Genomic DNA, 25,942 nt, shown 5'->3' on the forward strand with positions numbered 1-25,942 from the left:
CTTCATCTTATAAGGTTTATTCTTGTAATTTCTTCTTTCTTAGGAAAGATACGAATCCTAATATAAGGACAAAAATTACCGCATAATATACAAAATTAGGAGTGATTACTTTCTCTCCACTAGCATAACTATGTAAGCCTGATAGATAGAAATTTACTCCAAAATAGGTCATCAGGATACTAGCAAAAGCCACTACACTAGCAAAATTGAATCCCCAAACTCCTCGTAAAGAAGGAACAATACGCATATGAATGACAAAGGCATAGACCATAATACTCACCAGAGCCCAAGTCTCCTTAGGATCCCAACCCCAGTAACGTCCCCAGCTCTCATTAGCCCATTGTGCTCCCAAGAAATTACCTATGGTAAGCATAATAAGCCCTACAGTCAAAGCTAGTTCATTGACGATAGTAAGTTCGTCCATCACTAGTTTGATTTTATCCTTATTCTTTTTAGTTGTGAAGATAATCAGGAATAGATTTATAACCCCCAGAATCATTCCTAAAGCAAAGGGTCCATAGCTTCCTACAATCACTGCCACGTGGAGCATTAACCAATAACTATTCAGTACAGGCTGAAGATTACCTATAGAGGGGTCAAGCCAATTCCAATGAGCTATCATTAGAATCATAGAGGTAACAAAGGCTGTAGAAGCAAGGCTTAAAGGAGAACGCCGAGCAAAACATAACCCAATTCCCATTGTAGCCCACGCCACATAAATCATACTTTCGTAGGCATCACTCCAAGGAGCGTGTCCTGAGATATACCATCGGAAAGCAAGACCTGTGGTATGCAGAACAAAGAGAAAGAACAGTAACCATGTGCAGAGTTTTGTAACGAAAGCTAAAGATTTTCTATCTTTAAATATTCTGATAATCAATATGATGAACATTAAGGAGCCTATATATAAATACCAGCTAAATAGGCTTTTGAATACATCATATTTATTATAAAGAATCTCAGCTTCAATTTTTTTCTCAGAAGGCATTACATTTTTGCCTATGGCTCCTTGGTATTCCTTTAAAAGATTTAGGACTTGGTCTGCTTGAGTATAGTCTCCTGTTTCTGTTGCATCCTTTAAGGAATACAAGTACCATCGGAAAGAATTTTTAATAAAACCTTCTTCCAATGTATCCTTAGCATAATGTGGGTTCTGATAGATGTCCATAGGAGCAATCCACTTGTTATTATTAAGGGTGTCCTTTAAGGGAAAAATACGTAACATACTTCCCGAAAGAGCACGTTCTAATAAATGGATTTTCATATCCACTTCTTTGAATTCTTTCTGGAATTGGTTAGGGTTATTGGTCGCATAGGCTTCTCTAAGATAAGGTTCTAGCTTGTTCTGGTAGTTCTCGTCCAAGAAGTCCAAAGCACGGATACGTTTCTTTCCCTTTTCTACTCCTAATATATTGTGTAGGCTATCATTATCTTTTTTTACATAGAAAAAATCTATATTATACCAAAGTTGCCGGTTTAGGAGCATTGATAGGAATACCTGATTGGCATCTAGACCTTTGTAAGTGTCGGCTTTGCTTACTTTTCGTAATAGTTCAGAAGCAAAAGTATTCACAGGTTTCATACGGCCATCTTCATCTTGAATCACCAAGTGTGCAAAGCGGTCAGCGTGAGCTTTATCTACAGTGTTGGCTTTCAAGAGAGAATCTATTTCCTTGGGAGAAAGTTCAAAGGAATTATGCTGAGCATATGCTCCTCCCCAGAAGAGTAATAAGGCAATGCTTAGAAGACCTTTACGCTTTTGTTGCAATTTCTTGAGCTTTTGGCTTAGCTGAACAAAACGTGTTTTTCCGAAGAACATACTGGCTATAAGTCCAATATATAGGAGGGTATAGCCTATATAGGTCAGTAGTGTTCCCCAATAGTCGTGATTGACAGATAGGATTGTTCCTTGTTCATCAGGATAAAAATTAGCCTGAAAGAAGCGATATCCCTTATAATTAAGAATATGATTCATATAGATATCGTGTTTGAAAGTTTCATCAGGAGCAGTTACAGTAACCTTACTCTTGAAAGATGAATAACTACGTTCAGTACCAGGGTATTTGTCAGCAATAAAATCATTGAGCTTGATCTTGAAAGGAAGTGGTGTGCGTATGGAACCATAATTTAGATGGAAAGTAAGCCCGCCTACCTCTACAGATGTAGGAGGATTAATCACATCTCGCCTACCTAATACGCCTATAACTTTGCTTTCTCCAGCAGAGGTAATTCGTAATATAACAGCACTTTCATCGGAAGGAGTTTTTCTTTCTGTAGGAATAGAGGATAGTTCCATTTTTCCTTTTGTAAGAGGCTCAGGAAGTACGAATTGCATTCCAGCAAGGTTGTAAAGCCTTCTGTAATGGAGTTCTTGAAGACTATCTTTGGCAACAGGATGAATCTTTTGGTCTGTCATCGTCATAGAACTTCCAATAAAGGGGCTATAAATATAGCTTCCCTCAGAGGTTATTTGTAAATTGATGGCTCCAGGAATAGGGTTATTCAAAGAGAAAAGCATACCGTGTAAGGTTTCGGTAGTTCCTGATTTGAGGTAATGAGTATGTCCTTGACTTCCTGCAGAACTCTCCACAATTTTTAGATAATCCTCACCTTGAGGGTCTTCTACGAAAGCTTCTTCAGCATTGGCAATGAATTTTTCAAGTTCTATACTGAAATCTTTCCCTTTGAAGTCTGAAATCCAGCTGTAGGAGTTGGAAGTAAATTCAGAGAAAAGAACTTTTGTCTGCTTAGCTCTGCGTAAGGGTTGTCCTTCATAGGTTCCATCTACTTGGGCAGTGATATAAGTGTGTTCGGAAGTGTAGAAGTCGGACTCTTCTCCCTCGCGCAGGGCGAGCTTACCTTCATCACTGATATAGCGGGTTATCCCAGCTCCCACAATAATGAATATCCAAGAGGCGTGTAGGATAAAAACTGCCCAGTTTTCTCGCTTTAGGAGGCGATATCGTCCAATATTCCCAATGAAATTCACTACAAAAAGAAACATAATCAGTTCGAACCACCAGGCGTTATAGATCCATATTTTGGCTGTATCGGTATTATACCAAGTTTCTATAAAAGTCCCCATACCAAGAGCGGCTCCATATACTAAAAAAAGCACAGCCATTAGGCGTGTGGAAATGAGGATTTGTGTGAGTTTTCTAAGCATTTTCTATATTTTTCCTAAGGGGCAAAAATACGAAAATAATGACAAATGGCAAATGAGAAATAACAAATAATTTAGTACCTTTGTGCGAAAGAATAGAAATATGAGAAAAACTATTTTCATACTTATCTATTATCTTTGTTGTATAGGGTGTACTTCTCAAAAAACAACTCTATCACAATACAAGGAAGAGATAATAACAAAGATTCCCAATGAATCCTCACTCAAAGGGCGAGTAAAGCACTATAAAGAGAGTAATTATGCCCCTATTTGGGAAAGATTATCTCCTCAAGATTCTACGTTCTCCCGATGGAGTGAGACGCCCTACTTTGTGATAGAATATTTTCTTGATCCTAAAGGAAATATATTAAAGGAGTATCGGCAGATAAAAGAGCCTTCAGATTCCTTATATGATATCTCAGAAAATCAATATTTATATGATGAAAAAGGAAAATTGATACAAAAAATATCTAAAGAAGGATATTTTCCTCAAATAAAAGATAATGAATATAAGTATATATATTATACAAACTACATTTATGATGATAAAAATAGACTGGTAGAGGAAGAAAAATGCCCTAAAGATTTATTGAATGGAGAAAAAATTATTTATACTTACGATAATCATAATAATATTATAGAAAAAATATCGTTTAATGATGAAAATAATCATTTCTATAGAGAAATATATGATTACGATACTGAAAATCGAAGAACAAATTATAGAAAGGAATATATAATAAATGGATATAAAGATAAAATAAAAGAAAATATATGGAAATATAATAAATCAGGTAATATTGATGAAGAATATGTATATGAATTAAGTTCAACACAATATGAAGAAGGAACACTTATATATAATAATGCTATAAGATATTACAAATATAATGACAAAGGAGAACTTATTGAGATAAGAGATAAATATCTTAATAGTGATAGCATAATAGCACAAGGAGCTACAGAAGGGCATACTTCTTATGTATATAATTCAAAAGGGAATCTTCTAAGCAAGACTGGTTTTATAGATGGAAGGCTTTCTTGGAGTGAATGTTATGATGAATGTCAGTACCTTGTAGGAGAAGTTTATGTCAGTCAAGAAGGAGAAATCTATAATAGACAACATTACTATCAGCAGGATTCACATCATAATCCTATAGAAAGAGTTATAATAAGTGATTTTCCTATAGAATTATACAGATATGAGATAGAATATTATAAGTAATAAATTTCTCATTTGTCGTTTGTCATTTGTCATTATTTTCGTATTTTTGCCCAAAAATAAAGAAAACTATGGAATTATACTACGCATTTTCAGTAATTATTGTATTAGCAGCTGTATTTTCTTATGTAAATGTAAGGTATGTAAAGCTCCCAATGACCATTGGAATTATGGTGATTGCGATGATGGTATCGGTAGGGATTCGTCTTTTTGGGGAGAGCATCTTTGCGGGACTTTCTCATAAGCTGGAGAGCCTTCTACAGGGGTTTGATTTTACAGAAATTCTGATGGGTGCGATGCTAAATTTCCTACTCTTTGCGGCGGCTTTGCATATTAATATATCTGATTTAAAGGAGTATAAAATTTCTATCTTTACTTATGCTACTGTAAGTGTAGTACTTTCTGCTTTTATTATTTCAGGCTTACTTTATTATATAGCTTATTGGATAGGGATTGAGATTCCTTATACATATTGTTTGCTTTTTGGTACACTGATTTCGCCTACAGATCCTATCGTAGTTTTGGGAGTTCTCAAGCAAGCCAATGTGCCTAAGCGTATAGAAACAAAGATTACCGGCGAGTCTCTCTTCAATGATGGAGTAGCCGTGGTGATGTTTGCCGTAGTACTTAAGTTGGCTACCGATACTTCTTTTGAGCCTTCGTTCAATGCGATTTTCAAGCTCTTTCTTTTGGAAGCAGGAGGAGGGATTTTCTTAGGAGTTCTTCTGGGATGGCTTGCCTCAGAAATGATGAAAAAGGCAGATGATTATCACGTAAGCGTATTGGTTACCCTTGCCGTGGTAATGGGAGGCTTCCTTATAGCCAAAGCTTCTCACGTATCCTCTCCGTTGGCAATGGTAATTGCAGGGCTTTTTGTAGGAAACATAGGTAAGAAAGCCAATAGTGAGGAGAATAGGGATTATCTAAGTAAGTTTTGGGCAATTGTAGATGAGATTTTGAATGCAATTCTCTTTCTTTTTATCGGGTTTGAGATGCTTCTGATAGATAATTTGGACAAACAGTTTCTTTTGGGAGGAATAGCAATCATTGTTTGCCTTATAGGTCGTGCTCTAGCTATCTATATTCCAGCCAAAACTATTCTGAGAAAGGTAAGTACTTATTCACGAGGTTCTCTCATCACAATGGTGTGGGGAGGCGTACGTGGGGGTGTTTCCATTGCCTTGGTGCTCTCTATTCCTCAAGATCAGGTAGGGTTTAAGGAAACGCTCCTACAGATAACCTATATTGTAGTGCTTTTCTCTATCTTAGTGCAGGGGCTTACAGTAGGAAAAGTGGCTAAAAATGCTCTTCATCGTGATGAAGTAATGATAAGGCTTAAGCGTATTAAGGCAGCTCAATTGCGTAAAGGAAAGGAATAATCTGTTTTTGGGAAGATGAATAGATCTAAAATATCATATTTCTGTTGTTTTTTCTGGATTCTATCCTTCGCTTATAGCCAATACAAGACAGATTGGAGTAGAGAAAGACTTCGTAAAGGTATCAAAACGCTTCGTGTAAAGGGGTATTCGGTACGTGAAAATGGCTCAATAGCACAAAAAGGGGCTATCATTGCTGATATGAATGTAGAAAAAACATTCAATTCACAGGGTAATCTTATCTTAGAAATCTATTTTGATGATAAAAATGCAGAGACACTTCGTTATGAGTATGTGTACAACGCACAAGGTGTCAAAAAATATAAGCTACACCTCAATCCCCAGCGAGAAAAAGTAGGACTTACTCTCTTTAACTGTAATGGTGAGGGGAGTATTACCAAGGAAGAGACATATGATGAGAATGGAGAATTGGAATATTCGGCTTTCTTTATCTATAATGATCAGGGACTTCCCTTGGAAAGCAACTTCCTTAGAGATGATTTCTCTGCTAAAATCAATTCTACTTATGATAGCAAAGGGCGACTTTTAGAACAAGAACAACATATAGTCGATAAGGGAGAGAATATTCTCAACAAAGCCAAGTACCGTTATAATGGTCACGGAGACTATGACCGTATCCTTTCTCTGCTCAATAAAAACTTTGTACAGAAGAATACTTTTCAATACAAATATGATAAAAATGGGAATTGGATAGGTCGTTTTGAATATCAGGATGGAAAACCAAAGACTATTGTTGAGAGACAGATAGAATATTTCTAATTTTTACACTTCTTAAGTCTTTTCTCTATTTGTTTTTGCTCTTCAACGTAAGGAATCTCCTTAGAAAGAGCTGTTTTGTACTGTTCTTTCGCCTCTTTATAGCATCTATTTGTCCAATAAGCCTCTCCCAATAAGTAATATCCTTTCCAATAATCAGGATTGAGAGCTGTTAAGGAGAGATAATCGTTCATTTGTATGGTGGATTTCTTTTGTAATTGCAGAATAAGTTGCTGTTCTAATTGCCGATATTGTTCGTAATCCTTATAGGCTTGTGTATGAACAAAGGGATCAGCGGGGATATTCTGCTGGGTTTGTGGATATACACTGTGTGAAGGATAGGAGGGTTCCTTGAAAATCTCCTTGAGGTCATAAGCAATATAGGCTCCTAACTGATAGGGAGCTGTGGATACCCAAGCAATACAATCCTCGGGAGAGAAAATTACACTGTGATGGGCTAAGAGTTGGTTAAGGGCTTTCTCATTCCCATAGCCCAAGGCTTTTCCATTAAGCCCTTGAGTATTACGTAAAATAGTTGCTATTTTCTCAGGAGAAAGAATATTTTCTTGGGTAAGTTCCTGTAACTTTTCATAACGATAGGTGGTATGGGTAAGCTCAATTTGCTTGAGGTTTTTCTTATCCTTACTATAGGCGGCACTTTGGAAGTGATTGGTACAGAGTAACAATCCATTATCTACTTCATATACACCGAATTTCTTAGGGGAAACTTCTATAAGGATAGCCTTACGCTCTTTGGCACTGCCTACCATAATGGATTCGGAAACAAATACACGTCGTTTTTTAGCAATGTTGATAGCTTCTTCGGTGGTGGAGGCAAACTGTAATATCTCCCTACACAAGAGTGAGATAGGAGTACGTGCCTTAAGGGGGATATTGGACTTCCCAGCATTGATAGTTACGGTAAGCCCTTCAGTATTCATCCCCGACATTACTCCAATCATCCCTCCCCAGCTGTATGACATAAAAGGATAACCCTCCGTAGGACGTACAAAACGAATGAGTTTTTCGGTAGCAAAATCATCAGAAAGGTAAAAGTCAAAGTTGCGCCCGATAAGAAGTTTCTCCTCTTGGGTATGCTTGCCCCAAGCAGCTAAGGAAGAACAGCCCACCAACATCAAGTCCTGTAGGGCGTGCCCTATATCGTGTGCAGAGTGTAGGTACAGACTGCGTTCGTACTTAGGCGCAATATAATCAAAAAGGCTATCGGCATAGCGGGATTGTCCATAAAGTTCGGCTCTATAGATAGGGGGGATATATCTATCAATATCTCGGTTGAACCATTTGAGGAATTTGAATAGAAAACGCTGTTTGCGTTCGGAAGGGACAAAATCTTTGAGCTTAGTAAATAACAGACTATCCTGTCGGTGATAGAGCCTTTGGGTAAGTGCTCCTGAGTTCATTCCCAGCTGTAAGGGATTTCCTGAGAGGTATAGCTCCCATATTCCTTGCTCGTTGCGGATAAGATAATTGTCCTTAAAGGAATATAAAGAATCACCCAGATGCTCTACCACAGGTATATGTATAGGATATGAAGAAACCTCTGGAGTAGATATCTTCTTATGAAATATACCACAAGAGCAGAGTAAGAGCAGGAATAAAAAGCAATAGTTTTTCATAAATATCGAGGTTAGCAATCAGCCTTAGGATGTAGTAGTAGGTGTGTATCTGAAGGGGAGAGGTAAGGAATTCCTAATCCTAAGCCTCGTAGAACAAATAATATACCTACTAAAATGACTACTATAGGCAACCATTGGTTAAGCCTTCTCCTTAGAGCGATTGGCAAAAAGTCCCCTAAAAGTACGAGTAAGAGCATCAGCGGAATAGTTCCCAGCCCAAAAGCAGTCATATATGCCATACTTCCCCACAAATTTCCCATAGCTAAGGCACCAAAGAGGGCGGTATAGACCAAGCCACAGGGGAGAAACCCATTGAGAAAACCTATAATGAAGGAGCTTGAGAGGGTCTTTTTCGTCAGTTGCTTCCCTAAAGCGTTCTTGAGAGAGGTAAAACCCTTGAGGAGAGGATTCTGTATGACCTTTATTGAGAGATGAAAGAGAGAGAAAATCCCCATACCAATCATAACAAGACCTGCAAAAATGGAAAATTCCTGCTGATATTGAGCTATAAAAAGCCCTTCTCCTATTCCTCCAAAGAGCAATCCTATCAGGGTATAGGAAAGGGTCTTACCCGTGAAATAAGCTCCTAACTGTAGGTAACGGAAGCCCTTATGTTGTCTTTGTAAAGGAAGCAGTAGTGCAATGGGTCCACACATCCCCACACAGTGTAAGCTACCAATAAAACCTAAGGTGAAAGCCAGTAGGTACATTTAGTAAATAACTTTATCGAACAAGCTCAAGTAATTTTTCCCCTCAAAGCCGTATTCCACACGGATATTCCAGCGTCCTTCTTTGAGCAAATTGTCAGGAATTACCAATGAACAGCCATCAAGAGCCGTGATAGGTAAGGTAAAATCCATCTTGCTATCTGAAGGGCGATAACAGGAAATTACCCCGATGACCTCCTTACCCGTTACTGAGGCAGGAAAGTCAAGACGAATTCCCTCCTTAACGCCAGGTGTATGGGTGAGCTCCACTTGCATTTGTGTTTCCAAGGTTTGTTTCTCTGTATCTATATCTTTCTGAAAGTCCAGTTCCTGAGCATAATAGTTTTCAGTAACCAGCTCGTGATCGTATTTTTTATCTACCAAAGTGATGACAAAAAAGTACATAATAAAGCCCATAAAAGCTAAAATAGCCAAAAGTATGCCTGTACCCCAAGTGAATTTCATAACTATCTTTTTTTGTGAGCAAATTTACTACAAAAAAAAGAATTGTAATCCATATTTCTATAGATTTTTTTGATAGTGATTTTCTTGGTTCTGAGAAATATTTAGTATCTTTTTCAAAAATAGGAACTATATAAGCAGATTCAACTCTTGATAAGTTTGTAGGTAGCTGGATAGATAAGCTCTACAAATCCTTGAGGATAGGATACTGATAAAAACTACTAAGTGTACAAAGATTTACTTTTAGATATTATAATTTAATACAATTTTGTTATACTGAGAGAAAAACTGATTTTTATGATAGCGGATATATTAGGGGTAGTATTGACCTACAAACAGTAAAGGAATAATTTTTTGAGGTTAAAAACTTTTGTAAGAAAGAAACTCAATTTTTCAGATATTTCTTTTAAATTCATTATTGAAGTATATACCTTTTTTAGGTTGCAAAGATACGACTTTTTAGAGAATTTGTCAAGTTAAAAAATAGGAGTTTATGAGTTAATTATTTGATAAGGATTCTTAAAGTATATAGTTTTAGTATAGAAGAAAAAATTTACTAATATAGTCTTTTATTTTATACTTAGTTGTGATTTATAAATTTACTCTATCAGAAGAGTGTAGAATAAATAAAGGCTGTCTTTTAGAAAACAGCCTTTTATTTAAAGGAATACAATAGAATTTAAAACTTATAAGTTACTGTAACATTTACATTACGAGGTGCTCCAGGGAAGGAACGTAGCTTATCATAGCCACCTACCCAATGAGTTTTGTTCAGTATATTGTTTAGGTTGGCTTGGAGCTGTATTTGTCGGATTTTGTAGTAAAGAACGGCATTCACGAGGCCATAACCAGGGTATATAGTGGTGTTGGCACGGCGTCCTACTTGTCCAAAACGTTCAGTAACAAAATTATATCCAACTCCAAAACCTAAGTGCTTAAAGAACCCATTTGTGATGATGTATTTTGTCCATATATTTCCTGAATGGCGAGGAGTAGACGGGCGTTGCATACCGAAGTCTTTCTCGTTATTTTGGGCAGTCTTGGTAATACGAGCATCTATATAAGCATAGCTGGCTAAGATATTCCAGTTGGGAGCAATTTCCCCAGCTAGGTCAAGCTCAAATCCATTAGATTCCTCTTCCCCGATTTGCATCTTGAGGTCAGGCTTACCAGGAACAGCGGGGGAGGCAGGGTATAGGGAGTTCTGCTGGATAATTCTGAAAACAGAGGCAGTGGCACTCAAGCGTTTGTTAAACCAATCGGTCTTGATACCGGTCTCAAAAAGTTCGCTATATACGGGGTCAAAAGGACCTCCATAGCGGTCAGGATCGGACTGGGTAGCAGCATCCTGAGGTTCAAAACCTTTCATCCAAGTGGAGTAGAAGTTGATGTTATCTGTGGCACTAATTACCAAACCTACACGAGGAATAAGAGCCTGTTGTTCAATGATTTTCTCATTGCTTTGTTTGTAGTTAAGGTAGTCTTTGAAAAACTCTTTACGAAGACCTAGAAGTAACTTTACCATACTGATTTCCAATTGTTCTTGTACATAGATACCGTGAGAGGTCTGCTGGGTGGGTATGGTTCTTCCTCCAGGTTCAAAAATGTATTTACTGATATCCTTCATAGCATTCCCTGTATGAGGATTGTTTAGGTCGAATACAGCAACGTTAGTACGAGGTTTTCCATTGTTGTCCAATAGATAGGTAAATCTCCTAGGGTTATAAGTGGTAGTGGTAGTACCATTGGCAAGGAGATAACCACCAGCCGTAAGTTGTGAAGCTCCAGGGAGTTGATTTATTTGGAAGTAATCATATCCTACCAAAAGGGTATGTTTTACAATACCAGTGTTAAAATTATAGTTGAAGTAGTTGTTAAAACTATTGTTGCGGAAGGTTCGTTGCCTAAGGAGTGCTTGCATCAGGATTTTAGTAGGATCCCCTGTGTTAATGTTATTCCCTTGTTGCATATAGTAGCTATTAGCCTGATTGTGTTCTTGAAGGTCTTCGCTATAGGAAGAGCTTAGGAAGGTACTATTGAAGGAAAGGTTATCGGTGAGTTTGTGGGTAAGTCCTAGAGAGATGTTCATTTGAGTTTCTCTAAGGAAATCATTGGTAGCACTGAGCGAACGGGTAATAGGGACTGAGTAGAGGTCGGCATCACCAAAAATAGTTTGTCCACGGTCTACTTTACCGTCTAAGCGGTAATAGGTTAGGTCTATATTGAATCGGGTTTTCTCATTAGGAATAAAAGAGAAAGAAGGTGCAATAGTGAGTGTATTACGTCCTTGCAGGTCTCGGTAACCATCAGTAGTCTCATAGCCAAGGTTGAGGCGATAGAGTAGGCTTTTGCTTTCGTTTAAGGGACCGGTGAAGTCAGCATAACTCTTGAGTGTCCCCCAGCTTCCAGTATTTACCGAAACGGTATGTTGGCGCTCCAAAAGAGGCTTTTTGGTTACTCGGTTGATGAGTCCTCCTGGAGAGGCATTGCCAAAGAGAGCAGCAACAGGTCCTTTGATAACCTCTACACGCTCTATATTAGCTAAAGAAGAGGCTGACCAAAGGCTCGTTTGGGCGCGCATTCCGTTGATTAGGTTTCCAGAACCACGATTTCCAGTGGTGCGGAAGCCTCGGATACTGAAGTCATTATAAGTGGTATATTGGCTTACTCCACTGACATTTTTCACTACATCATTCACTGTAGAAGCTCCTTGGTCGAGAATTACTTCTTTAGTTACATAGTTGATAGTTTGAGGAATATCTCGGATAGCGGTAGCTGTTTTGGTACCTGAGAAAGAAGAGGTATTTTTGTAGGAACTTTCCTTACGTCCTATAATCTCAACCTCCTGTAATACTTCAGCTTCTTCTTGTAAGGAAACATTCAGGTGTAGGTGAGTGCCTGAGGGGTTAGGCATTACCTCAATTTCTTTAGAAAGAGTTTGATAACCAATAGAACTAAAGATAAAAGTCTGTTTTCCTAATGGAATATGTTGCAGCCAGTAGAAACCTTTTTCATCAGTGGCGGCTCCCTTGAGACTACCCTTAAGGATAACACTGACTCCTAAAAGGGGTTCTCCATTCTCATCAGTAACTTTTCCTCTGAGATCAATGGTTTTTTTGTGCATACAAAAAGGGAAAGCATAAAAATATTAATCCCCAAAAGAATAGGTGTTTTTGCATATAAAGTCTATTAATACTAAATTTAAATAATAATTTTGGAGTGCAAAAATAGATTATTTTTCTCAACTGACAATGCTTGAAGTGTTAATTAATAATTATTAATTAACTTATTGTAATTATTTTCGTACCTTTGCAAGGCAGTAGAAGCATTAAAAAATGATAAAACCGAAGACAAGAGAGCAGATAGAAATAATGTATGAGAGTGCTCAGGTAGTTTCTCGTACCTTGGGGATGCTCGCCAAAGAAATAAAGCCAGGGGTAACCACTCTTTATCTTGATAAGCTAGCAGAGGAATATATTCGTTCGCAGGATGCAAAACCGGGTTTTTTAGGGCTTTATGGCTTTCCTAATACCCTTTGTATGAGTCCTAATGCCCAAGTGGTACACGGAATTCCTAATAATAAACCCTTGCAGGAAGGAGATATTATCTCCGTGGATTGTGGAGCCCTTAAGAACGGCTATTATGGAGATCACGCTTATACTTTTCCTGTAGGTGAGGTCAGTGAGGAGGTAGCTCAGCTCTTGAGAGTTACCAAGGAATCTCTATATATAGGCATACGAGAATTCAAGCAAGGCAATAGAGTAGAGGATGTTGGCTATGCCATACAGAGCTATTGTGAGAGCTATGGTTATGGTGTTGTACGTGAATTGGTAGGACACGGAGTAGGTACCAAAATGCACGAAGACCCCGAGATGCCGAATTATGGAAAAAGAGGTCGAGGTAAGAAGTTTGTCGAAGGAATGGTGGTGGCTATTGAACCAATGATTAATATGGGCACGAAAAATATTAATCAGCTCCGTGATGGCTGGACAATTCTTACCCGAGATGGGAAGCCCTCAGCACATTTTGAGCACGATGTAGCCCTCATAGATGGTAAGCCAAGGCTTCTTTCTACCTTCAAATATATCTATGAAGCTTTGGGAATAGAATCTAACGAAGAAGAGGAATTTTTGTATAAGTAATGCAGCTGATAAAAACAGTTCTTAATGCCTTTCCCCGTCCTTGGCTTATCCGTGCTAGCTATTGGGTGCGTCCTCTCTTAGTCTATTATTATAAAGGGAATGCTTATACTGATCCTATTGATGGGCGTAGCTTTCGTACATTTTTACCCTATGGATATGGGAAAGTACGGGAAAATGTGCTTTCACCTTCTACTTTATCCTTGGAGAGGCATCGCCTCTTATGGCTTTATCTGCAGAGAAAGACAGATTTTTTTAAGGCATCTTTGCGAGTGCTACATATAGCTCCAGAGCAGGCTTTTTATAGAAAATTTAAAGAACAGACAAATCTACAATATATTACCTCAGACTTATATTCTCCTTTAGCAGATGTAAAGGCGGATATTTGTGATTTGCCTTTTGAGGACGAGCAGTTTGATGTTATTTTCTGTAATCACGTGCTGGAACACATTCCAGATGATACTCAAGCGATGCGAGAACTCTATAGGGTACTTAGCAAAGGAGGCTGGGGAATCTTTCAGGTGCCTCAAGAGCTAGAACGGGCAGAAACTTTCTCGGATGATACTATTACAGATCCTAAAGAACGGGCTCGTATCTTTGGACAATATGACCACGTGCGCATCTATGGGAAGGATTATTTTGATAAACTTCGTTCTATAGGTTTTGAGGTAATCCCAACTCCTTGTAGGGAAATAGCCTCTGAAGAGGAAATAAAAAAATATCGATTGGTAGCAGAAGAAATACTCCCTATTGTAAGGAAATAGCACCTTAGCAATAGGGAGGTTTATCAAAACTATAACAAAAACAACTTCTTAACTTATAGGAAGAAAACAATCAGTAATTGAGCTACCATAATACGCATAAAGGTAGTTAGAGGATATACACTTGCATAGGTAAGGGCAGGCACATCTGAACCTGTGATATCATTGGCAAAGGCAAGTGCAGGAGGGTCTGTAGAGGCACCTGATAGAAGCCCACAAGTCTCCAAATAATTGAGTTTTCCTTGAGAACGAGAGATAAAAGCTGTAACTAATAAAGGAACCAGCGTAATAATAGCTCCAAGTCCCATCCAGAGAAGCCCATCTCCTTCAGTAATGGTTCGGATAAAATTCTTTCCAGCATCTAAGCCTACACTGGCTAAAAAGAGTACTATTCCTATTTCACGAATCATTAGGTTAGCACTCTGTGATACATAATGGGTTACTGAAAAGCGCCCTCCATAACGGCTGATAAGAATTGCCACAATCAGAGGACCTCCAGCAAGACCTAATTTTACAGGAACAGGAATACCAGGTATATGGAAAGGAATGCTTCCTACTAAAACCCCCAAGGTAATTCCTAGGAAAAGTTCTGCAATGTGAGGGGTACTGAGTCGTTTTTTGGAATTACCAAACTCTTTAGTAGCCTCTTTAATATGTTCCTCATTTCCAACGACAGTGATAGTATCTCCAAATTGAAGCTTTGTATCGGCAGTGGGGATAAATTCAATTCCAGCCCTATATACACGAGTAACTGTAACTCCAAAACGCCCATAGATGTTCATCTCGGATAGTTTCTTAGTGTAAGCTTCTTTTTGAGTTACATTGATACGACGGGAGATAAATTTTTTCTCCCTAGTAGCTTCAGGGAAATATTCTTCAGTTCGGACTTCAGCTCCTATAAGGTTACTGAGTTTTTCACTATGTTGCTTATCTACTACAAAAAGAATAATATCATCTTTTTCTAGAATTATATGTTCATTAGCGAGTATAACTTCTTCGTTTTTAAAGATTCTAGAGCAAATAAAATCAAAATCCAAAGTCTGATGAATAGTATTCACTTTCTTACCGAAAAGAGCTGGATTTTCAAGCTTAAAGGCTATACGTACAATAGAAGAGTGTTCTCCACGGTGCTTGAAGCTATGTAGGCGTTTTTCGGCTTCAATGTTAATCTTCAGAAAAGCTTTCATAACTAGCATAACAATGATGATTCCTAACACTCCGAAAGGATAAGCAACGGCGTATCCTGTGGAGAGTATGGCATCGGTACCTTCTAGAGTGGTCAAATCATTTAGGGTAGCTTGAGCGGCTCCTAACCCAGGTGTATTGGTAACAGCTCCAGACATAATCCCAACCATTGTTGCCATATCAATCCCTGTGAGGTAGTGGATACTAATAACAGTAAGCACACATAGAACTACTGAGAGTATAGCCAAAGCATTGAGCTTAATTCCTTCTCTTTGAAAAGAGGCAAAAAAACCAGGACCTACTTGCAAACCGATTGTATAGACAAAGAGAATCAGCCCGAATTCTTTTACAAAGTGTTGTACGTGTCCATTTACTGTAAAGCCAAAATGAGAGGCTGTTATTCCTGCAAAAAGAACACAGGCAATTCCAAAAGATACACCGAAAATACGTATCTTTCCGAGAGCTACTCCTATGGCAATGACAATGCTGTAAATGATTACAGTATAAGCTACACTCTCGTGATCATTCATTAACTTCAGAAACCAGTCCATAAACTATAATTCTTAATTGTAAATTATTAATTATTAATGAGTTGTCAGTTTGTAAGTAAATATTTCTTTTTAAATAATAATTATTCTTCTTTTTCTTTAGAAAGAAATCCTTTTTCTAGAGAGCTGGCATCTAGTGCGTTAGCAACAAGTTCTTGGTTTTCCTTACGTTTTCTATAGATATCAACTGCCATATATACAGCCTCTCTGAAAGAACTTTCGTCAGCAATTCCTTTGCCTGCAATCCCATAGGCGGTTCCGTGATCTGGAGAAGTACGTACCTTGGAGAGTCCTGCAGTGAAGTTTACGCCTTTTCCAAAAGACATTATCTTGAATGGAATCAGTCCTTGGTCGTGATAAGGAGCTATAACTCCATCAAAATGCTTATAATCAGCTACAAAGAAGCTATCAGCACTATAAGTGCCAAAGACTAAAATTCCCTCTTTGTAGAGTTTTTCAATTACAGGATGAATAATTTTTGCTTCTTCATTCCCAATTACACCTTGGTCTCCACAGTGAGGATTGAGTCCTAATACAGCTATTTTAGGGCGAATAATGCCGAAATCCATACGCAGAGAAGCTTCCATTAGGCGTATTTTCTTTTCTACAAGTTCAGGAGTAAGGCTTTTGGCAACCTCCTTTAAAGGGAGATGGTCGGTAAGTAAGCCTACACGCACTTCATCAGAAACCATAAACATAAGGCTTTCCCCTTCTAGTTCTTGAGCTAGATAGTCCGTATGTCCTGGAAAGTGAAAGTTTTCAGATTGGATATTCTTTTTATCAATAGGAGCCGTAACAAGTACATCTACAAAGTTCTCTTTCAGAGCACCAACGGCAGCTGTAAGGGATTCCAAGGCACACTTGCCACTCTCTGGTGTGGGAGTTCCCAGCTGTATTGTAGGAAGTTCTTTCCATATATTCATTACATTGATTTTGTGATCAATGATAGCACTCAGCTGAACAATACCATTATAGGAGAATTCTAAGTTAAGCTGTTTTTTAATAAAAGCAACTACTTTATTAGAGGCAAAGAGTACAGGGGTACAGAATTCGAGCATTCTCTCATCGGCAAAAGTCTTCAGAATTACTTCTAAACCTACTCCATTGAGGTCTCCTACTGAAATCCCTATACGAATATTTGTTTTTTCGGTCATTTTTTATTTAATTTGCATCGCATTTCAGTGCGTGCGATTGGAGGTGCAAAAATACATAAATTTATTGAATAATGTTCACAGGAATTGTTGAAAAAATTGGTCGTGTGGCAAAAATTTCTTCCCAAGAGAAGAACTGTCACTTTTTTATAGAAAGTGAGCTTGCCTCTGAGCTTAAGATAGACCAGAGTGTGGCACACAATGGGGTATGCCTTACTGTAGTAGGTATTGAAAATAATATATATGAAGTGGTTGCTATAGATGAAACCCTCCAAAAGACCGCCTTAGGTACTTGGCAGGTAGGGGATAAGGTCAATCTGGAACGCGCTATGAAGCTCGGTGACCGTTTGGATGGGCATATTGTACAAGGGCACGTGGATCAAACGGGCATTTGCCATTCGATAGAAGATGCTCAGGGAAGCCGTATTTTTACTTTTCATTATGATTCTTCTTTAGGGAATATGACCATCGAAAAAGGCTCTATCACTGTCAATGGGGTGAGCCTTACGGTAGTAAATTCTCAAAAAGGAGCCTTTTCAGTGGCTATAATTCCTTATACTTATGAGCATACTTGTTTCCATACTCTTAAGGTGGGAGATAAGGTCAATTTGGAATTTGACGTTATAGGTAAGTATGTCTTGGCTAAGGTAAATGCATTGGAAATCAGGGGCTAAGAACTATGAAAAGAAAGCTTACACTGTTTTTTCTTTTATTTTCATTGACAGCTGTTGCACAGGAGGGCTTCTATGTAGGGTTAGGAATAGGAGCAGGGCTTCCTTTGGGAGAAAACCGGACAACAGGGGTGATGATTACTCCTATTTCGCTTTTACTTCAGGATAAAGGAATTGAGAATAGCCTTACAATCTTAGCTGGATTTCAGATAGCTACCAAAAACAAATATCCAGCTCTCTATCAGCGACCTACAGGTACTTATAAGCTCCCTCCTAGGGAATTCACTCCTGTGCCTGAGTATGAATATTTTACTTCTAACAAGAATGCTCTTTCAGGAGGATATGTACTTTTGGAATATGAAAGATACCTCTTAGGAGCTGATGATTACCAGTTAGGAGCTTTGCTTTCTTTGGGTATTGGTAATGTTACCTTCTCTCCCAAAGATGATTTTCTAAAGGATAGAAAGGATATAGATAAAAATCAGAAAAATCAAGCAATTTTAGCTATAGGACTGCAGAATACTTTCTATTTTAATAGAGGAATGGCTCAGTTAAGCCTTCAGTATGGGTTACAAAACCCAATAATTGAGAATAAAACACCTTCTTTAAGAGGAAATTACCTTATTTTGCGATTATCTTTCTCAAGTTTATGGTTTAATTCACTTTTGATGGAGGATATAGAGGAACTATTTTAGAAATAATGTAAAAATAAAAAATAATGACAAATCAAATTCCCCGAGACTGGAACGTCTACCGAAGCTGGCTTAATGACGATCCTGTCGTATTCCGATTGAACTTAGCCCTTGATAAAGTAGCTCCCATAGAGGGCTTCTCCTACTGTGTCAGGATTACAGTAGAACTAAAAAATCCTGATGAACGAGGTTTCTCCACCGATGAGGAACGTCCTACCATTTATGCTATAGAGGACAAAATATTCCGTCCCTTAGAGTCCGATAAGGATATATTGGTAGCGGTGCTTACTGCGCGGGGTGAAGTTACTTGGTATTTTTATTCACAAGCACCTGAGCACCTGCAAGAGCGATTGAGTGCCGGCTGGGATAGCGAGTTTGGTTACTCCTATCAGGTAGAGTCTTCTGAGGATAAGCAATGGAATTTCTTCTTGAAGGGTTTGTATCCTAATATTTATGAAAAGCAGACCATCTATAATCGTGAGATTCTTTCCGCTTGTGAGAAACACGGCGACCAAGTAGAGGTGCCACGCCCTATAGAGCATTGGCTCTATTTTGATACAGAACAGGATATGCTCAACGCTATAGAAAAAGCAGCTGCTTTAGGCTTTACTGTGTATAGTAGTAAAAAAGTAGTACCAGAAGAGGGCAAGGAGCAGCAAGAAGATTTGGGCTATTGTCTTATTCTCTCCAAGGAAAATACGCCAGTCCAAATAGATGGAGATACTTGGGACTTGATAGATATCGCCTTAGATACCCATGGTGGTTATGATGGCTGGGAAACCATTTTAGTAAAAGAAAAATCAAATTAATTATACCAAATCAAATGAAAAAGATTATTTATATTCTGGTAGCATCATTGCTTGTAAGTTGTAATTTTTTCAAATCTTCTTCTTCTGAAATGACAGAAGAGCCTCCTATCATAACAGAAGATGAAGCAACACAAGAGAATACAGAAGATGATTATATCCCTAATATTCCTGATGGAGTGAAAGATATTGCTTTCAAAAGAGAGAAAGGAGAGGCGATTCTTATAGGAGAAATGATAGCTACATATGACAAAAAAGGAAAATTTCTAGAATATCGTACAGATATTGATAGAAAATTTGTAACTATCAAAGCTATTTCGGAGCTTATGTACAATGAAACCGAGGATTTCTGTGAAGAATATTACTTTGTAAAGGCAGAATTGGCTAATGGAGAACCCCTTATTTTGGATGGAAGGCGAGTCTATAAGCTCCAAGAGAAGCCTTTTGAAAAGGTTTTCGATCCTTCACAGGCAATTCGGATTTATCGGACAGAATATTATGGACAACCTATCTTTACAGATGAGCTTACAGGCTGTGGCTCTCCTTTTGACCCTGTAGTATTGGTCTCCATAGATGGCTTCAAGGGCTTGGTTACTTTGGAGAAAAATGAAATCGCTCATCAGGTATTTAATGATCATTCTTCAAGGGGAAAAGTAGATTTTTTAGAATTTTGTAATGACGAGGGTTGCGGAGAGAAAGTACTTAATGCAGAACTAACTTCAGATGGAATCGTGCTTAAAGTTCATAGGGAATTCCAAGAAGGCTATACTAATTATAAAATACTTTTGACCAAAGAAGAACAAGGGTATAAGGCTACTTACTTGGACTACCCAGAGCCTTCCTATGAAGATTAAAAATTTAAGGAATAAAAGTATATCCTAATCAATGCATCAAGATACTAAACAAAAAAAGCTCCAGCAGCATAAGAACCTTGCCTTAGGACTTTTATTGCTGATGTTAGTGCTCTATATAACAGCGGTTATTTGCCAGCGTAAAGTACCTCAGTGGAGTTGGGTGGGCTATCTGAAGGCTTTTTCAGAGGCGGCTATGGTGGGAGCCTTGGCGGACTGGTTTGCCGTGGTAGCCCTCTTTCGTAAGCCTTTAGGGCTGGATATCCCACATACCAACCTCATTGAGGCGAAAAAGAATGATATAGGAGAGAATTTAGGGTCATTTGTAGTGGAAAATTTCCTAAAATCTCAACAAGTACGACCTTATATTACCAAAATTAAGCCTTCTTCTTTTCTTTTGGAATGGTTTTATAAAGAAAATATGCTTATTCAACTAACAAATTTTCTTCAGAACTACCCTTTACACACCAAAGTAAGTACATTTCTGATAGGATTTCTCAAGGAACACAAGCACGAGAGCTTACTTTCAGATACTCTTCAAAAGGTGGCTACTTATCTTGATACACATCGGGATACTTTAGAACGAGAAATAGACAATCAGTTTCCTATGCTTGTTCCCACTTTTATACGAGAATCTATAGCTGAAAAAGTAACTGAGGGACTCTATCAGTATGTACTAAAAATAGCAAAGGAGCCTTCTCATCCTATCCGGACAGAGATTACTCAGGAGCTTTACCATTTTGCCCAAAAACTTGATACGCCTTATTGGCAGGAACAATTAGCTTCTTTCTTGCAAAAAGGTATTGCTCACCTGAGGGATGAGCTACAAAAAAATACCACTCTACAAGCACAGATAGACAGTTGGGTGCAAAAAACAGCCTATCAGTTCGTCCTAAGGAACAAAAGTGAAGTAGGCAACCTTATCACCACTACAGTAAGCAATTGGGAAGGCAAGGCACTCAGTGAGAAGTTAGAGCTGGAGGTCGGAAAAGATCTTCAGTTTATCCGTGTCAATGGCACCTTAGTAGGAGGCTTAGTAGGTCTTATTATTTACTTTATTACACAACTTTTCTAAAAGCTAATTTTTCACTATCTTTGCCCCTTGAAAAGAGCCTTATATGAATTTTGAACTATTAAAAACAGATACTCTTACTAAAGCCCGTGCTGGACGTATTACCACTGACCACGGAATAATAGAAACTCCTATCTTTATGCCTGTAGGGACGGTGGCTTCTGTTAAGGGAGTGCAACAGCGAGAACTTACAGAAGATATTAATGCAGATATTATTCTTGGAAATACCTATCACCTCTACTTGCGCCCCACTACGGCTATTCTGGAGCAGGCAGGAGGTTTGCATAAGTTTATGCACTGGGACAGAAATATTCTCACCGATAGTGGAGGATATCAGGTATATTCCTTCTCCAGTACCCGAAAAATAAAGGAAGAAGGAGTCAAGTTCAAAAGCCACATTGATGGTTCTTATCATTTCTTCTCCCCAGAGAAATCTATGGAAATTCAGCGCAGCATAGGGGCTGATATTATTATGGCTTTCGACGAATGTACGCCTTATCCTTGTGAATATGGTTACGCCAGCCGATCTATGCAGATGACTCACCGCTGGCTGGATCGTTGCATTAATTATTTGCAAGAAAATGCTCCTAAGTATGGCTACAGTCAGTCTTTGTTCCCAATCGTTCAGGGGTCTGTATATCCAGACTTGCGTAAAATCTCTGCCGAGTATATTGCTTCCAAAGGAGCCGATGGGAATGCCATCGGGGGACTTTCTGTAGGAGAACCCGCCGAAAAAATGTATGAAATCACTGAGATTGTCTGCGATATCCTTCCTGAAGATAAACCCCGCTACTTGATGGGTGTAGGAACACCTATTAATATATTAGAGAATATCGCCTTGGGCGTGGATATGTTTGACTGTGTGATGCCGACCCGCAATGCGCGTAATGGAATGCTTTTTACCGCTCACGGAACTATTAATATCAAGAACAAAAAATGGGAAAATGATTTCTCTCCAATTGATGAAAACGGCTATACTTTCGTAGATACTTATTATACCAAAGCCTATCTACGCCATCTTTTTGCCGCAGAGGAGTTCTTAGGAAAGCAGATTGCTACCTTACATAATTTAGGCTTTTATCTCTGGCTGGTACGTCAGGCAAGAAAACATATTCTGCAAGGCGACTTTCCTGAGTGGAAAAAACAAATGGTTAGCCAAATGAATAACCGTTTGTAGTGTAAATTTTATAGGAAAATGAAAATAATTGACCGATACATACTTAAGCGTTATTTCCTGACGTACTCTGCACTCTTTCTGATGTTCATTCCTATCGGAATTTTGGTAGATTTTGCAGAAAAGAACCAAAAAATGACCGATAATCACGCTCCTACAGAGGCAATAATTAAGTATTATGCTAATTTTGTTGTGCATTTTGCCAATATCCTCTTTCCTATCTTCCTTTTTCTTTCTGTGATTTGGTTTACCTCCAAGTTGGCAGAAAAAACAGAGATTGTAGCAATGCTCAGCTCAGGAATCTCTTACAATCGCTTCCTGCGACCGTATTTCTATGGGGCGACTATACTTTCGGCTTTCGTATTGGTAATGGGAATGTTTGTAGTGCCTTATTCTAGTGGGGTGTATAATGAATTCTATGGCACTTATCTTTCTAAAGGACTTTATTCCACAGGAACCCAGTTATATAATCAGGTCAATAAGAATGAATATATTTATGTCAGTAGCTTTAATTCTGATGAAAATCAAGGTTGGGATTTTGTATTAGAACGTTTTAATGGACTTACAATGACTGACAAAATTACGGCTAGTAGTATTAAATGGGTTGAGAATGATAGTGTAAAAACATATCAACTTTATAACTATACGCATCGCAAAGTAGGAGAGCTGGATGATATTTATGAAAAAGTATATCAGAAAGATACTTTGCTGAATTTCAAAACAACGGACTTGTTACCGATAGAGTACGCTGCCGAGACTAAAAATTTCTTTGAGCTAAACAAGTTCATCGCAGAAGAACGCCAAAAAGGTTCCCCTAATATCCGTATTTATGAATTGGTATATTATCGTCGTTGGGCATCTATCTTCAACGTATTTATATTGACAATTATTGGTGTAGCAGTTTCTTCTGTTAAAAAAAGAGGAGGAATGGGAGTGAATCTGGCTTTTGGAGTACTTATTGGGTTCTCGTACGTCTTCTTCGAACGTATATTCGGAATTATGGCAGAAAAATCAGGAATCACACCTCTAATGGCTGTAATTATCCCTAATGCTATGTTTGCCCTATTAGCTGTCTATATGATACGAAAATCAAGGAGGTAGGTTATGAAAAATTATGTATTATTTCTCATAAGTATCTTATGTACTTCGTGCTTGGTTTCACGAATGGCAAGACCCATTATCACAGGGCGAGTATTGGATTACCAAGGAAATCCTATAGAAAAGTGTCAAGTAGGAGAGGTCTTTACTGATAAGAAAGGATATTTTAAACTTCCAGAGAAAAGGTATCACGAATTTACCTTTATTGGATTTGAAGCGCCGCCAGTCTATATAAGTGAAGAGGTTAAAAAGGAAGGTTACGAGCCTGATGCCATTGTTATGATGAGTCGTTATGGGGGAGGAAATCGCAGGGGAACTGTTTGGCTTGCAAATGATATTTATCTAAGGCGTATAGGAGAAAAAATAACCTTAAAAGAAGTATTAGACAATACAGAGAGAGAAGTCATATATACAAAAGAGGGGCAGCTTATAGGTTTTCTTTGTACAGATACAAGAGATATTCCTGCTACACTCAGGGTAAATGATAGGTGGAAAATGTTTGATAGTATAAAAAAAGCAGTATATTATCAGCAGCAGAGAGCATACTATGTGGCAACCAAGATGCTTTTTGATAAAGGAGAATTGTGTTTTTCAGAATATCTCAATGACGAAATGACCAGAGATACGACCTATTATGGAAGATATAAATTCCTTTCGGATAGTATTGTGCAGATAGAAATGAATCACCCTGAGATAAAAGGAAAATATCGTTCAGAGGATTTTGATAAATATTTTTTTAGTCTCAAAGCAATAGAATAAAAGAACATAATGTATAAATATATAAAAAATGAATTTATTACAAGGAAAGACCGCGATTGTTACTGGTGGTAGCCGTGGTATAGGAGCTGGTATCGTAAAAGCCTTTGCAGAACAAGGCGCCAATGTAGCTTTTACCTTTAGTGGAACACTTCCTCAAGAAGCCGAAACCGAAATAAAAAATCTTAATAACAAAGGAGTTAAAGTTATTGCCTATAAGAGTGATGCTTCTGATTTTACAGCTTGCGAAGAGTTAATAAATAAGGTTTTAGAAGATTTTGGAGCAATTGATATATTGGTGAACAATGCAGGAATTACCAAAGATAATTTGCTAATGCGTATGAGTGAGGTAGATTTCGATAAAGTCATCGCTGTGAACCTTAAATCTATTTTTAATATGACCAAAGCTGTACAGAAGGTATTCCTCAAGCAACGCAATGGTAACATTATCAATATGAGCAGTGTAGTAGGGGTACAAGGTAATGCAGGTCAAGCCAATTATGCAGCTTCTAAGGCAGGTATCTTGGGCTTTACCAAGTCCGTAGCCTTAGAATTAGGCTCTCGTAATATTCGTTGCAATGCCATTGCTCCTGGCTTTATAGAGACAGAAATGACAGCCAAGCTCGCCCCAGAGGTAGTACAAGGATGGCGTGATGCCATTCCTCTTAAACGTGGAGGAACTGTTGAAGATATAGCCAATGCCTGTGTATTCTTAGCCTCCCAGATGAGTTCTTATATTACAGGGCAAGTACTTCGTATAGATGGAGGAATGATAACTGCTTAAAAAACAAGCAAAAATAAGCTAGTGAGAGACGGGAAACTCTTACTAGCTTAAGATATTTTAACTATTATTGTTAATAACTTTGTTTTGACAATCGCAAAAATCGCCGTACTTTTACCCTCTGAAAAAAGAATAAGATATTATGGGTAAAATCATAGCAATCGCCAATCAGAAAGGAGGGGTAGGGAAGACTACTTCATCTATTAATCTAGCGGCAGCCTTAGGGGTTTTAGAGAAGAAAGTACTCTTGATAGATGCCGATCCTCAAGCCAATGCTACCTCTGGTTTAGGAATAGAGGTAGAAGGAGTAGAGCGGGGAACATATGATGTGTTGGAGCATTCGGCTACTGCAGAAAGCACCATACTTACCACTAGTTCGCCTAATCTGGATCTCATTGCAGCACATATTGATTTGGTGGCTATTGAAATAGAATTAGTCGATAAGCCACGTAGGGAATATATGCTTAAGGAGGCACTAGCTCCTATTAAAGATCGTTATGACTACATCATCATAGATTGTGCTCCTTCTTTGGGGCTTCTTACCTTGAATGCACTTACTGCAGCCGATTCGGTTATTATTCCTATTCAATGTGAATACTTTGCCTTGGAAGGTTTGGGAAAGCTACTTAATACTATTAAGAGTGTACAAAAAATCCATAATCCAGCATTGGATGTTGAGGGACTTTTACTCACAATGTATGATGCTCGCTTACGTCTTTCTAACCAAGTAGTAGAAGAGGTACAAAAGCACTTTAGCGAAATGGTTTTTGAGACAATCATACAACGTAACATTCGCCTAAGTGAGGCGCCCAGCTTTGGGGAAACCATTATTAGCTATGATGCAGCTAGTAAAGGAGCTGCTAACTATATTAGTTTAGCAGAAGAGATTATTAAGAAAAATACTCAGTTATAG

22 protein-coding genes are annotated in these 25,942 nt (G+C 38.2%); 15 read left to right on the top strand and 7 right to left on the bottom strand.

The features are described from left to right. Positions 1-16: 16 nt before the first annotated feature. Positions 17-3,166, bottom strand: coding sequence for a cytochrome c biogenesis protein CcsA (gene ccsA, locus RYK20_RS01700; RefSeq protein ID WP_314894192.1), 3,150 nt, complete (start codon positions 3,164-3,166; stop codon positions 17-19). A 100-nt stretch (positions 3,167-3,266) separates the two neighbouring features. Between ccsA and RYK20_RS01705 the strand changes: the two genes are divergently transcribed. The 3 genes from RYK20_RS01705 to RYK20_RS01715 all read left to right on the top strand — a co-directional run bounded on the left by RYK20_RS01705 (position 3,267) and on the right by RYK20_RS01715 (position 6,541). Then, positions 3,267-4,388 (top strand): hypothetical protein, encoded by a 1,122-nt coding sequence (locus tag RYK20_RS01705; protein ID WP_314894193.1) that lies wholly within the window; start codon positions 3,267-3,269, stop codon positions 4,386-4,388. 68 nt (positions 4,389-4,456) lie between these two features. Further along, positions 4,457-5,764 carry a sodium:proton antiporter gene (locus RYK20_RS01710; RefSeq protein WP_297978027.1) on the top strand — a complete coding sequence of 436 codons (1,308 nt, stop codon included), beginning with the start codon at positions 4,457-4,459 and terminating at the stop codon, positions 5,762-5,764. A 15-nt stretch (positions 5,765-5,779) separates the two neighbouring features. Then, positions 5,780-6,541, top strand: a complete 762-nt coding sequence (locus RYK20_RS01715) for a hypothetical protein (protein ID WP_297978026.1) — start codon at positions 5,780-5,782, stop codon at positions 6,539-6,541. On the opposite strand, the gene RYK20_RS01720 is transcribed toward RYK20_RS01715, so the two are convergent. The 4 genes from RYK20_RS01720 to RYK20_RS01735 form a co-directional block, all read right to left on the bottom strand. Continuing rightward, on the bottom strand, positions 6,538-8,175 hold the full coding sequence (locus RYK20_RS01720) for a C45 family peptidase (RefSeq protein ID WP_314894194.1): 1,638 nt from the start codon (positions 8,173-8,175) through the stop codon (positions 6,538-6,540). The genes RYK20_RS01715 and RYK20_RS01720 overlap by 4 nt on opposite strands. Positions 8,176-8,186: 11 nt before the next feature. Beyond that, positions 8,187-8,885 carry a sulfite exporter TauE/SafE family protein gene (locus RYK20_RS01725; protein ID WP_314803908.1) on the bottom strand — a complete coding sequence of 233 codons (699 nt, stop codon included), beginning with the start codon at positions 8,883-8,885 and terminating at the stop codon, positions 8,187-8,189. Next, entirely contained in the window at positions 8,886-9,347 is a 462-nt protein-coding gene (locus RYK20_RS01730; protein WP_314894195.1) for a FixH family protein, read from the bottom strand. A 676-nt stretch (positions 9,348-10,023) separates the two neighbouring features. Further along, the gene (locus RYK20_RS01735) at positions 10,024-12,468 is read right to left on the bottom strand and encodes a TonB-dependent receptor (protein ID WP_314894196.1); all 2,445 of its coding nucleotides are present in this window, start codon (positions 12,466-12,468) and stop codon (positions 10,024-10,026) included. A 211-nt stretch (positions 12,469-12,679) separates the two neighbouring features. Between RYK20_RS01735 and map the strand changes: the two genes are divergently transcribed. Both map and RYK20_RS01745 read left to right on the top strand, forming a co-directional pair. After that, positions 12,680-13,486: a type I methionyl aminopeptidase gene (map, locus tag RYK20_RS01740; protein WP_297978021.1), complete on the top strand. Its 807-nt coding sequence runs from the start codon at positions 12,680-12,682 to the stop codon at positions 13,484-13,486. Next, positions 13,486-14,247 (top strand): class I SAM-dependent methyltransferase, encoded by a 762-nt coding sequence (locus RYK20_RS01745; RefSeq protein ID WP_297978020.1) that lies wholly within the window; start codon positions 13,486-13,488, stop codon positions 14,245-14,247. Before map ends, RYK20_RS01745 begins: the two co-directional genes overlap by 1 nt. Before the next feature lie 53 nt (positions 14,248-14,300). On the opposite strand, the gene RYK20_RS01750 is transcribed toward RYK20_RS01745, so the two are convergent. Together RYK20_RS01750 and pdxA are read right to left on the bottom strand one after the other, a co-directional pair. Beyond that, a complete protein-coding gene (locus RYK20_RS01750) occupies positions 14,301-15,980 on the bottom strand; it encodes a putative transporter (protein WP_314894197.1) in 1,680 nt (559 codons plus the stop codon). Between the two features lie 80 nt (positions 15,981-16,060). Beyond that, the gene (gene pdxA / locus RYK20_RS01755) at positions 16,061-17,131 is read right to left on the bottom strand and encodes a 4-hydroxythreonine-4-phosphate dehydrogenase PdxA (RefSeq protein ID WP_314894198.1); all 1,071 of its coding nucleotides are present in this window, start codon (positions 17,129-17,131) and stop codon (positions 16,061-16,063) included. 71 nt (positions 17,132-17,202) lie between these two features. On the opposite strand from pdxA, the gene RYK20_RS01760 reads away from it, so the two are divergent. The 10 genes from RYK20_RS01760 (at position 17,203) to RYK20_RS01805 (ending at position 25,942) form a co-directional block, all read left to right on the top strand. After that, a complete protein-coding gene (locus RYK20_RS01760) occupies positions 17,203-17,802 on the top strand; it encodes a riboflavin synthase (protein ID WP_314800526.1) in 600 nt (199 codons plus the stop codon). 5 nt (positions 17,803-17,807) lie between these two features. After that, on the top strand, positions 17,808-18,494 hold the full coding sequence (locus tag RYK20_RS01765) for a hypothetical protein (protein ID WP_314894199.1): 687 nt from the start codon (positions 17,808-17,810) through the stop codon (positions 18,492-18,494). Positions 18,495-18,517: 23 nt separating this feature from the next. Further along, the gene (locus RYK20_RS01770; protein WP_314894200.1) at positions 18,518-19,300 is read left to right on the top strand and encodes a DUF695 domain-containing protein; all 783 of its coding nucleotides are present in this window, start codon (positions 18,518-18,520) and stop codon (positions 19,298-19,300) included. 14 nt (positions 19,301-19,314) lie between these two features. Continuing rightward, positions 19,315-20,151 (top strand): hypothetical protein, encoded by an 837-nt coding sequence (locus RYK20_RS01775; RefSeq protein ID WP_314894201.1) that lies wholly within the window; start codon positions 19,315-19,317, stop codon positions 20,149-20,151. Positions 20,152-20,182: 31 nt separating this feature from the next. Continuing rightward, positions 20,183-21,223 carry a DUF445 domain-containing protein gene (locus RYK20_RS01780; RefSeq protein WP_314894202.1) on the top strand — a complete coding sequence of 347 codons (1,041 nt, stop codon included), beginning with the start codon at positions 20,183-20,185 and terminating at the stop codon, positions 21,221-21,223. A 43-nt stretch (positions 21,224-21,266) separates the two neighbouring features. Further along, on the top strand, positions 21,267-22,397 hold the full coding sequence (tgt, locus tag RYK20_RS01785; protein WP_314894203.1) for a tRNA guanosine(34) transglycosylase Tgt: 1,131 nt from the start codon (positions 21,267-21,269) through the stop codon (positions 22,395-22,397). An 18-nt stretch (positions 22,398-22,415) separates the two neighbouring features. Continuing rightward, complete coding sequence (locus RYK20_RS01790) at positions 22,416-23,495, top strand: LptF/LptG family permease (protein ID WP_297978236.1); 1,080 nt, start codon at positions 22,416-22,418, stop codon at positions 23,493-23,495. A gap of 3 nt (positions 23,496-23,498) precedes the next feature. Next, entirely contained in the window at positions 23,499-24,251 is a 753-nt protein-coding gene (locus RYK20_RS01795) for a carboxypeptidase regulatory-like domain-containing protein (protein WP_314894204.1), read from the top strand. 28 nt (positions 24,252-24,279) lie between these two features. Next, a complete protein-coding gene (gene fabG, locus RYK20_RS01800) occupies positions 24,280-25,032 on the top strand; it encodes a 3-oxoacyl-[acyl-carrier-protein] reductase (RefSeq protein WP_297978238.1) in 753 nt (250 codons plus the stop codon). A 139-nt stretch (positions 25,033-25,171) separates the two neighbouring features. Then, positions 25,172-25,942, top strand: coding sequence for a ParA family protein (locus tag RYK20_RS01805; protein WP_297978239.1), 771 nt, complete (start codon positions 25,172-25,174; stop codon positions 25,940-25,942).

Source organism: uncultured Capnocytophaga sp., from assembly GCF_963525585.1.
Classification (GTDB): Bacteria; Bacteroidota; Bacteroidia; order Flavobacteriales; family Flavobacteriaceae; genus Capnocytophaga.

Bases quoted from the DNA above. Each gene is read 5' to 3' on its own strand.
- ccsA (WP_314894192.1), bottom strand. From the start codon at position 3,166: ATGCTTAGAAAACTCACACAAATCCTCATTTCCACACGCCTAATGGCT.
- RYK20_RS01705 (WP_314894193.1), top strand. From the start codon at position 3,267: ATGAGAAAAACTATTTTCATACTTATCTATTATCTTTGTTGTATAGGG.
- RYK20_RS01710 (WP_297978027.1), top strand. From the start codon at position 4,457: ATGGAATTATACTACGCATTTTCAGTAATTATTGTATTAGCAGCTGTA.
- RYK20_RS01715 (WP_297978026.1), top strand. From the start codon at position 5,780: ATGAATAGATCTAAAATATCATATTTCTGTTGTTTTTTCTGGATTCTA.
- RYK20_RS01720 (WP_314894194.1), bottom strand. From the start codon at position 8,175: ATGAAAAACTATTGCTTTTTATTCCTGCTCTTACTCTGCTCTTGTGGT.
- RYK20_RS01725 (WP_314803908.1), bottom strand. From the start codon at position 8,885: ATGTACCTACTGGCTTTCACCTTAGGTTTTATTGGTAGCTTACACTGT.
- RYK20_RS01730 (WP_314894195.1), bottom strand. From the start codon at position 9,347: ATGAAATTCACTTGGGGTACAGGCATACTTTTGGCTATTTTAGCTTTT.
- RYK20_RS01735 (WP_314894196.1), bottom strand. From the start codon at position 12,468: ATGCACAAAAAAACCATTGATCTCAGAGGAAAAGTTACTGATGAGAAT.
- map (WP_297978021.1), top strand. From the start codon at position 12,680: ATGATAAAACCGAAGACAAGAGAGCAGATAGAAATAATGTATGAGAGT.
- RYK20_RS01745 (WP_297978020.1), top strand. From the start codon at position 13,486: ATGCAGCTGATAAAAACAGTTCTTAATGCCTTTCCCCGTCCTTGGCTT.
- RYK20_RS01750 (WP_314894197.1), bottom strand. From the start codon at position 15,980: ATGGACTGGTTTCTGAAGTTAATGAATGATCACGAGAGTGTAGCTTAT.
- pdxA (WP_314894198.1), bottom strand. From the start codon at position 17,131: ATGACCGAAAAAACAAATATTCGTATAGGGATTTCAGTAGGAGACCTC.
- RYK20_RS01760 (WP_314800526.1), top strand. From the start codon at position 17,203: ATGTTCACAGGAATTGTTGAAAAAATTGGTCGTGTGGCAAAAATTTCT.
- RYK20_RS01765 (WP_314894199.1), top strand. From the start codon at position 17,808: ATGAAAAGAAAGCTTACACTGTTTTTTCTTTTATTTTCATTGACAGCT.
- RYK20_RS01770 (WP_314894200.1), top strand. From the start codon at position 18,518: ATGACAAATCAAATTCCCCGAGACTGGAACGTCTACCGAAGCTGGCTT.
- RYK20_RS01775 (WP_314894201.1), top strand. From the start codon at position 19,315: ATGAAAAAGATTATTTATATTCTGGTAGCATCATTGCTTGTAAGTTGT.
- RYK20_RS01780 (WP_314894202.1), top strand. From the start codon at position 20,183: ATGCATCAAGATACTAAACAAAAAAAGCTCCAGCAGCATAAGAACCTT.
- tgt (WP_314894203.1), top strand. From the start codon at position 21,267: ATGAATTTTGAACTATTAAAAACAGATACTCTTACTAAAGCCCGTGCT.
- RYK20_RS01790 (WP_297978236.1), top strand. From the start codon at position 22,416: ATGAAAATAATTGACCGATACATACTTAAGCGTTATTTCCTGACGTAC.
- RYK20_RS01795 (WP_314894204.1), top strand. From the start codon at position 23,499: ATGAAAAATTATGTATTATTTCTCATAAGTATCTTATGTACTTCGTGC.
- fabG (WP_297978238.1), top strand. From the start codon at position 24,280: ATGAATTTATTACAAGGAAAGACCGCGATTGTTACTGGTGGTAGCCGT.
- RYK20_RS01805 (WP_297978239.1), top strand. From the start codon at position 25,172: ATGGGTAAAATCATAGCAATCGCCAATCAGAAAGGAGGGGTAGGGAAG.